8 protein-coding genes and 2 pseudogenes are annotated in these 7,556 nt (G+C 70.8%); 5 read left to right on the top strand and 5 right to left on the bottom strand.

All coding sequences use genetic code 11. From position 1 onward, the window contains the following. Positions 1 to 346, bottom strand: a pseudogene (locus ABTZ94_RS28675) (hypothetical protein); the annotation flags it as partial. A 651-nt stretch (positions 347 to 997) separates the two neighbouring features. Between ABTZ94_RS28675 and ABTZ94_RS28680 the strand changes: the two are divergent. Then, a pseudogene (locus tag ABTZ94_RS28680) lies at positions 998 to 1,702 on the top strand (phosphatase PAP2 family protein); the annotation flags it as partial. Here the strand turns inward: ABTZ94_RS28680 and ABTZ94_RS28685 are convergent. Together ABTZ94_RS28685 and ABTZ94_RS28690 are read right to left on the bottom strand one after the other, a co-directional pair. After that, entirely contained in the window at positions 1,682 to 2,368 is a 687-nt protein-coding gene (locus ABTZ94_RS28685) for a response regulator (protein ID WP_351204891.1), read from the bottom strand. The pseudogene ABTZ94_RS28680 and the gene ABTZ94_RS28685 overlap by 21 nt on opposite strands. Positions 2,369 to 2,375: 7 nt before the next feature. Further along, the gene (locus ABTZ94_RS28690) at positions 2,376 to 3,827 is read right to left on the bottom strand and encodes a sensor histidine kinase (RefSeq protein WP_502967322.1); all 1,452 of its coding nucleotides are present in this window, start codon (positions 3,825 to 3,827) and stop codon (positions 2,376 to 2,378) included. Positions 3,828 to 3,988: 161 nt separating this feature from the next. Between ABTZ94_RS28690 and ABTZ94_RS28695 the strand changes: the two genes are divergently transcribed. Continuing rightward, entirely contained in the window at positions 3,989 to 4,528 is a 540-nt protein-coding gene (locus tag ABTZ94_RS28695) for a GNAT family N-acetyltransferase (protein WP_351204893.1), read from the top strand. Between the two features lie 79 nt (positions 4,529 to 4,607). On the opposite strand, the gene ABTZ94_RS38010 is transcribed toward ABTZ94_RS28695, so the two are convergent. Next, on the bottom strand, positions 4,608 to 4,682 hold the full coding sequence (locus tag ABTZ94_RS38010) for a 50S ribosomal protein bL37 (RefSeq protein ID WP_015034725.1): 75 nt from the start codon (positions 4,680 to 4,682) through the stop codon (positions 4,608 to 4,610). Positions 4,683 to 4,974: 292 nt separating this feature from the next. On the opposite strand from ABTZ94_RS38010, the gene ABTZ94_RS28700 reads away from it, so the two are divergent. The 3 genes from ABTZ94_RS28700 to ABTZ94_RS28710 all read left to right on the top strand — a co-directional run bounded on the left by ABTZ94_RS28700 (position 4,975) and on the right by ABTZ94_RS28710 (position 7,191). Then, entirely contained in the window at positions 4,975 to 5,409 is a 435-nt protein-coding gene (locus ABTZ94_RS28700) for a DUF7144 family membrane protein (RefSeq protein WP_351204895.1), read from the top strand. Between the two features lie 86 nt (positions 5,410 to 5,495). Continuing rightward, positions 5,496 to 6,863 carry a DUF1254 domain-containing protein gene (locus tag ABTZ94_RS28705; RefSeq protein ID WP_351204897.1) on the top strand — a complete coding sequence of 456 codons (1,368 nt, stop codon included), beginning with the start codon at positions 5,496 to 5,498 and terminating at the stop codon, positions 6,861 to 6,863. 103 nt (positions 6,864 to 6,966) lie between these two features. After that, a complete protein-coding gene (locus ABTZ94_RS28710) occupies positions 6,967 to 7,191 on the top strand; it encodes a DUF2277 domain-containing protein (RefSeq protein WP_351204899.1) in 225 nt (74 codons plus the stop codon). Here ABTZ94_RS28710 and ABTZ94_RS28715 read toward each other — a convergent pair. Continuing rightward, positions 7,178 to 7,556 (bottom strand): DedA family protein (locus tag ABTZ94_RS28715; RefSeq protein ID WP_502967323.1); only part of this gene is annotated, 379 nt, incomplete at its 5' end. The genes ABTZ94_RS28710 and ABTZ94_RS28715 overlap by 14 nt on opposite strands.

A 7,556-nucleotide genomic window follows, 5' to 3' on the forward strand; every position in this document is an offset into this window, starting at 1 on the left:
GTTGGAGGACGTTGCCGTTGCCGGGTCCGGTCTGTGCGCCCTGTTGGAGGACGTTGCCGTTGCCGGGTCCGGTCTGTGCGCCCTGTTGGAGGACGTTGCCGTTGCCGGGTCCGGTCTGTGCGCCCTGCTGGAGGACGTTGCCGCTGCCGCGTCCGGTCTGCGCGCCCTGCTGGAGCACATTGCCGCTGCCGCGTCCGGTCTGCGCGCCCTGCTGGAGCACATTGCCGCTGCCCCGTCCGGTCTGCGCGCCCTGCTGGAGCACATTGCCGCTGCCCCGTCCGGTCTGCGCACCCTGCTGGAGCACATTGCCGCTGCCCCGTCCGGTCTGCGCACCTTGCTGGAGCACGTTACCGGTGCAGAATTGCGGCTGGGACCGAGTGCAGATGTTCGCGGACGGGGCCTTTGACAGGTCCTGGGGCGCTGCTGCGGCGCTGGTCACGCCTACCCCGCCAGCAAGCGCCGCGGCCAAGCACGACGCGCCGATCAGGCGGGGGATTCCTTGCCGGATGCTTCTCATCATGGTGCTCTCCTTGCGGGTGAAAGCGGGTTCACGCTTGCCTGCACCAGTCATCGTGGTGGGCTGGGCATCACCGCGGCGTGACGCCGACGTGACCGGGCTCAGCCGACGGCGGCCAGTGGATACCCCCCGTAGGTGGCCACTCAGCGCCCCAGCCATGGCCAAGGATTTCCCCACGGACGGCTGGATGTCTCCCCGGATCTGAAGCGATATCGGTTGGCGAAGCTGGTCGTGTGAAGAACAGCAGAGAGATCATCGAGCCTCTGGAGGCATACGACCTCACGGGGGGTTACCGAGCGGTGACCCAGTCGGCTGCGACCGCCGCACAGTTTCTGAGTGCGGGGCCGCCGGTCCTGCCGGACGGACAGTAAGGCTCCCACCCGCCCCCGCAGGCACGGCGCACCCCCGACGATCGTCGGGGGTGGGCACCCGCCATTCGGCCCGGGTCTTCCGCTTGCCCCGCTTCTAGGTTCACTTCTCATGAAACGAGAGACCGGAAGAAACAGGGCCCGCAACGGGCGGCCGTTGGCCGCGGGTGTCGTTCTGGGGGCGGGCGCGGCCGCTGTCGTGGGGCTTGCCCCGGACGGCTTGGGCAGGTCCGGAGCCGTGGAGGTGACGGGCGGCGCGTCCGCGTCCGCGTACGGTTCGCTGACCGGGGCGGTGGCCGACGGCCCCTCATGGACGGGGCCGCTGCTGGAGGCGGCCACCGAGGGCACCCTGGTGGCTCTCGGGCTGCTGTTGGTGTGGGCCTGGTGGGGTGCCGTACGGCGTGGGGACACCCGGCTGTCCGCCGGTACCGTGCTCACCGGCATCGGCACCGTACTGGCCTACGCGGTCAGCGAGGCCGTGAAGCAAGTGGTGGACGAGGCGCGCCCCTGCCGGGTCCTGCACAGCGGCGCGGAGGTCGTCGCCGAGTGCCCGGCCCCCGGCGACTGGTCCTTCCCGAGCAACCACGCCACCCTGGCCGCCGGCCTCGCGGTGGGCCTGGCCGTGCTGCGGCCGCGCCTCGCAGCCGTCACCCTGCCGCTGGCCGGGGCGGCGGCACTGCTGCGGGTCCTGGTGGGGGTGCACTACCCGCACGACGTGCTGGCCGGTGCGGCCCTCGGCGCCTCGGTGGTGGCGGCCGTGCTGCTCGCCTTCCTGCCGCTCGCCCGGACCGCGGCGTCAGCGCTCGGGAGGCGGCTCCGCAGGCGCGACGATTCCGGCCTCGTGGGCGACGACCGCCGCGGCGGCACGGTTGTCCACACCCAGCCTGGCCAGGATGGAGCTCACATGGGCCTTGACCGTCCCTTCCACCACATGGAGCCGCCGGGCGATCTGTCCGTTGGACAGCCCGCGGCCGAGGAAGGCCAGTACGTCCCGTTCCCGGCAGGTCAGCGCACGGACCCGTTCCCGGGCGGCGGTGCGGCGGCCGGCCAGAGCGCCCGCGCCCGTCGCCGAGAGATGGGCGACGACCCGCGCCGCGACCTTCGGTGACAGATAGGCGGCGCCGTCGGCCACCGCGCGGACCCCCGCGATGAGCTCCTCGGGCTCGCCCGACTTGATCAGGAAGCCCGCGGCGCCGCCTCCGAGCGCCTGGAGGATGTAGTCGTCCTCACCGAAGGTCGTGAGAATCACGACCTCCGTCTCCGGCACGGTGCGCCGGATCTCGGTCGCCGCCTGGATGCCGTTCATCCCGGGCATCCGGATGTCGAGCACGGCGACGGCCGGGCGATGGCGGCGGACCAGCTCCACGGCGTCGTGCCCGTCGGCGGCCTCGGCGACGACGTCGATTTCCGGATCGGTGGACAGAACGGAGCCCACACCCTTGCGGATCATCGGCTCGTCGTCGGCGATCAGCACCCGGATCACCGGCCGCTCACCGTCCCTTCCCTGCGCGGCGCACTCCTGGGGTCAGAGCCTCCTTGGACATCAGCCTGCCGCTCCGGAAGCAGAGCCGGTAGGTGTCCCCGGACCGGTCGTCGAAGCGGTCCGCCGTCATCGCGTAGTACTCGCACGTGGTGTCTTCTCCCTTCGGTTCCCCGGCCACCACCGGCCGCTGGGTGGTCTGGCGCTCGGGCAGCAGCCGTCGCACCGCGTCCCGATCCTGTCCCACTCGTAGCCGGGCGTAGTCGCCAGGGTCCAGCACGGACTGCCGGGCCGAGCGGATGTCCCAGCCCATGAGCCCGGCACTCAGCACCGCCCACGCCACCAGGGGCAGCACGACCGCGGTGGCCAGCGCCCGACGGGCACGACTGCGGGCGTGCCGGTGCTCCGGGGGCAGTGCCGGGGCCGACGCCCGGGGTGCCGCGGCCGGGCGGCGGGCGGTCGGAGTGTGCGGTATCCGCGCGGTGACCGCGAAGCCGTCGGCGTACGGACCGTGTGCGAACGTGCCGCCCGCCAGCCGCACCCGTTCGTCGAGCCCGATCAGCCCTCGCCCCGTGCCCGGTACGCCCTCCGGAGCGCCCCGAGCCGGCGAGGGTCCGTTCTGTACCCGGACCGTCGTCTTCTGGGCCGTGTGCGTCACCCGCACGCTCACCTGTGCGTGCGGCGCGTGCTTGGCCGCATTGGTCAGGGATTCCTGGACGACCCGGTGGGCGGCCCGCGCGGCCGGGGGTGGCACCCCGTCAGCATCTCCGTCGATCCGCAGGTCGACCGCGAGACCGGCGGCCGTGGCCTCCTCGACCAGCCGGGGAATGCCGGTGCCGGGCGGCCGCGGCAGCTCGTCGTCCGCCTCCTCGCGCAGGATGCCGATCACCTCGCCGAGCCGCTCCACCGACGCGGCCGCACGGGCCCGGATCTCCCCGGCCGCGGCCCGCTGGGCCTCGTCCAGGCCGGGAGCGAGCTTGAGGGCGCCCGCCGACAGGGCGATGAGACTGAGGTCGTGCCCGAGGACGTCGTGCATGTCCTGGGCGATCCGGGCCCGTTCCCGGGACCGCGCCTGCTCGGCGACGAGCTGCTGTTCGCGCTCCAGCCGGCCGGCCCGCTCCCAGCCCGCCCGGACGAGCTCCTGATACTGGCGCCAGAAGCGCCCGGCGAACCAGGGCAGCATCGCGGCCACCACCACGGCGACGAACCGCCCCGCCATCAGCAGCCACGAGGGCACCAGGGCCACCGCCACGACTCCGCCCGCGACGACCGCGACGAGCACCAGGACCGTGGGTCCGGTCCTTCCCGGCTCCCGGCCGGCGAAGAAGGCAGCCGCGGCCGCGGGCAGGGCCCACCACATATTGACGGCGCTCAGCCCGACACAGCCCGCCGCGGCAACGGTCAGAAGGCTCCCCGGTTCGACGGCCCACCGGGCCGCACCGCTGATCATTGCTCTGTACACCCGGACGACGGTACTCAGCCGAGGGGCGTCCCGGCACTGCCGAAAGTCACCGTTCCTAACTCCAGTGCAGCAAACCGGCAGCAGCTCACAACCCCTGCGCGAGCGATGCCAGGAAATTACACGGCGGTGTCGGTCCTGGGCCTTGCTGCGATGCTCGACGCATGTCTTCGTTGCCCGCCATGGATCCCTGGCCCGCCGGCATCAGCACCTCCAGGCTCCTGCTGCGTCCCGCCGAACCCGCCGACGTGAACGAGTTCACCCGGCTCTGGACGGACCCCGAGGTCCGGCGCTTCCTTGGAGGGCCCGTTGAAGAACGGAAGCTGCCGTCCTACCAACAGCACTTCGCGTTGCACCCCAACACGTTCAGCGTGGTCACACGTGACACGGCGACCGTGATCGGCTCCGTATCGGTCGATCCGGAGTCCAGGTTCGACGGTCGCCGGGAGGTGTCCTACTCCCTCCTGCCTGAGTACTGGGGCCACGGGTACGCCCGCGAAGCCGTGACCGCCGTCGTCGACCGGGCCTTGGAGGAGGTCCCCTCGGACAACCCGTCGATCATCGCGGTCACTCAAGCGGCCAATGTCCGCTCGCGTCGGCTCCTCGAAGCCATCGGCATGCGCCACATCGACTGCTTCACGGAGTGGGACGCACCGCAGGTGATGTACTCGGTCGACCGGTACGGTCTCCGCAGCCGGCGCTGAGTCACATCGTTGTCAGCCAGGGGCAGGACATCTTTTGGGCGCGGAGACCGCGCCCCCTGCCTGCTGCCTGCTCGTCGGCTCAGGCGTTTGGGCGCTTGCCGTGATTGGCGTTCTTCTTCTTACGGGCGCGTCGCTTGTTGCCTCGCTTGGCCATGCTGCACACCTCCCTCATCAGGGACTTTTCGGACGTTCGTCAGTCTAGGTTCGCCCCGGTGAGGCCGCATCAGAGGTGCTGCGCAGCCGGGCGCGCAACGCCTCGGTGAACCAGGTGAAGGCCGGCGCAGGGTCGTTTGGGGGAGGCCAGGTGTTGATCTGCGGCGGCTGCCCGGCTTCACTGCCGCGCTTCTCGGGTCGTCACCCGTACGGGCGCGTCCGGGTGGTCGCCCGGGGAGGCGCCACGCAGGGTCGGTTCTGTCTTGCAGTCCCGCTCCGGTCAAGGAGTTTCCATGGCACACACAGCGCCCACGCCCGGCCCGGCCCCTTCCGCCGAACTCGGGGGCATCAACCCCTGGGCGGCCGGTGGGATCGTGTTCGCCGGCGTACTGCTTCTCGTCGACGGCGTCCTCGGAGTGATCAAGGGCATCACCGGTATCGCCTCCGACGACGTCTACGCGCACGTCAGGAACTACACGTTCAAGTTGGACGTGAGCGCATGGGGATGGATTCACCTCGTCCTCGGCATCGTGCTCGGATGCGTCGGCTGGGGCATCCTCAAGGGCGCCATCTGGGCCCGTGCCACGGGTGTGCTGCTTGCCGCCGTCAGCCTGATCGTCAACTTCGTCTGGCTGCCGTACCAGCCGGTCTGGGCGGTCATCTCCATCGTCATCGACGCATTCGTGATCTGGGCCCTGTGTACGGAGAACTCGAAGGTGGTCATCTGAGCCATCAGGGCGTACGGGCCCGACTCGGTCGTCATGGCCGGTAGTCGGTCCATGTTCACCCGCGCCGTGAGCGGGAGAGCGAGTGAGTGAGTGAAAGGACTGCGGTGTCGGAGGAGAACACGGAAGAACTCGTCGCCCTTGCCGCCGAGGCGTATGTCTATGGGTATCCGCTGGTCCACGACTTGTCGATGGTCCAGGACTTCATGCACACGGGCTTCGGTCCGCTGCCGCCCGCTCCCTTCAACCACTTCGCGCACTCCGGTCAACCGACGTCCCCCGAAATGCACTTCGTGCCCTTCGATAACGACACGGTCTACTCGGTCGCCCAACTCGACCTCTCCGGCGGGCCGGTCCTGCTCCATGTCCCGGACACGGACGGCGCGTACTACGTGCTGCAGTTCGTGGACGTCTGGACCAACAACTTCGCGTACGTCGGCCACCGTGCCACCGGTACGGAGGCCGGGGACTGGCTCGTCGTGCCGCCCGGCTGGTCGGGCAGCACGCCGGACGGGGTGCGCGGGGTGATCGACGCACCGACCTCCGTCGTCTCCGTCATCGGCCGCAATGCCTTCAACGGTCCGGACGACATGGGGCGGGTCCGCGAGCTTCAGGCACAGCTTGCCCTCACGCATCTCGAACCGGGTACCCATCGCACAGGTCTCCCGGCACCCGACCCAGACGTACCGGAGTTGCTGAGGTTCTTCGAGCGGCTCAGGGTGTGGATGGCCGATTTCCCGCCGTCCGCGGCCGACCAGGCGTATCAGGACCGGTTCCAGCCACTGGGGCTGCTGGAGGAGGGGCCGTCGCCGTACGTGTCCGCCGACCCCGCCCTCGTACACGCACTGACCGAGGGCCTGGCACGGGGCAGGGCGCGGGTGGAGGAGGCGGGCCGGCTCGCCGAGGCGGGCGGGGGCTGGGAGATGGATCCGCACCTCTTCGACTACAACCTCGACTGGCACGGCGTCGGGACCATCGACTCCCCCCAGTGGCGGATCGCGGACCGGGAGGCCTCCTATTCGACGAGAGCGGTGGCGGCACGGAGCGGGCCGTGGGGGAACCACGGCTACGAGGCGGTGTACGCCCGCGCCTTCCGCGACGCCGACGGTGAGCAGCTGAACGGCGCCCGCTCCTATGTGCTGCGCTTCGAGCGGCAGCCGCCGGTCGGGGCGTTCTGGTCCGTGACCCTGCGCGACACATCGGACCACCACCTCGCCGAGAACCCGGCCGCGCGGTATTCGATCGGTGACCGCACCCCGGATCTCGTATACGGCGAGGACGGTTCGCTGACGATTCACATCCGGAGGGAGCGGCCGACCGACCCGGCTGCGGCGGCGAACTGGCTGCCCGCGCCCGGCGGGGACTTCCAGTCGGTGCTCAGGCTCTATGAACCGGGGCCCGAGATCCTCGACGGTGCGTACGAGATTCCCGCCGTCGAACGGAGCAGTGAGCGATGAGGAGGGCGGAACGGGGGGCGGTGAAGTAAGACCGACCGGCAAATGGGGGTGCGGACGCTCGCCTCGCCCGCCCGTTGTCAGTGGCCCGGGCCACACTGGAGGCATGTGCCGCAGTATCAAGACCCTTCGCCCGCCCGCCCTCCCCGAAGAGGCCACCGAGGAGGAGATTCGGGCTGCCGCCCTGCAGTTCGTACGCAAGGTGTCCGGCTTCCGGGCTCCGGCCGCGCACAATCAGGAAGTGTTCGACCAGGCCGTCGACGTGATCGCCGAGGCTACCGCCAGGCTGCTGGACGGTCTGGAGATACGGGGCGCTGTCAGGACGTTGTAGCGGCCGTCGCGGTCGATGCCTGGGAGGCCGCCTCCGCTGCCGGGCGGCGCATGACGTACGCGGCCAGGGAGCCTGCCACGAACAGGGCGAGGACCGAGACGGCCGTGCCCAGCCAGGTCGCGCCGAGCCACTGGGCGCCGAGGTAGCCGAGGCCGACGCTGTAACCGGCCCAGGCCACGCCCGCCAGGGCCGACCAGGGCAGGAATTCCTTCACCTTGCGATGCGCGGCGCCCGCGCCCAGGGAGACGACCGAGCGGCCGGCCGGGGCGAAGCGGGCAATGATGACGAGGATGCCGCCGCCCCGGGCGAGGGCGGTGCCGAGGTGTTCCTGCGCGGCGGTGAGGCGCCTGGACCGGGCTATGGCC

The sequence above is a fragment of the Streptomyces sp. NPDC002785 genome (assembly GCF_040295565.1).
Lineage (GTDB): Bacteria > Actinomycetota > Actinomycetes > Streptomycetales > Streptomycetaceae > Streptomyces.

What these genes read in the sequence shown, in the direction of transcription:
- ABTZ94_RS28695 (WP_351204893.1), top strand. Translation starts at nt 3,989, where the DNA reads ATGTCTTCGTTGCCCGCCATGGATCCCTGGCCCGCCGGCATCAGCACC.
- ABTZ94_RS28700 (WP_351204895.1), top strand. Translation starts at nt 4,975, where the DNA reads ATGGCACACACAGCGCCCACGCCCGGCCCGGCCCCTTCCGCCGAACTC.
- ABTZ94_RS28710 (WP_351204899.1), top strand. Translation starts at nt 6,967, where the DNA reads ATGTGCCGCAGTATCAAGACCCTTCGCCCGCCCGCCCTCCCCGAAGAG.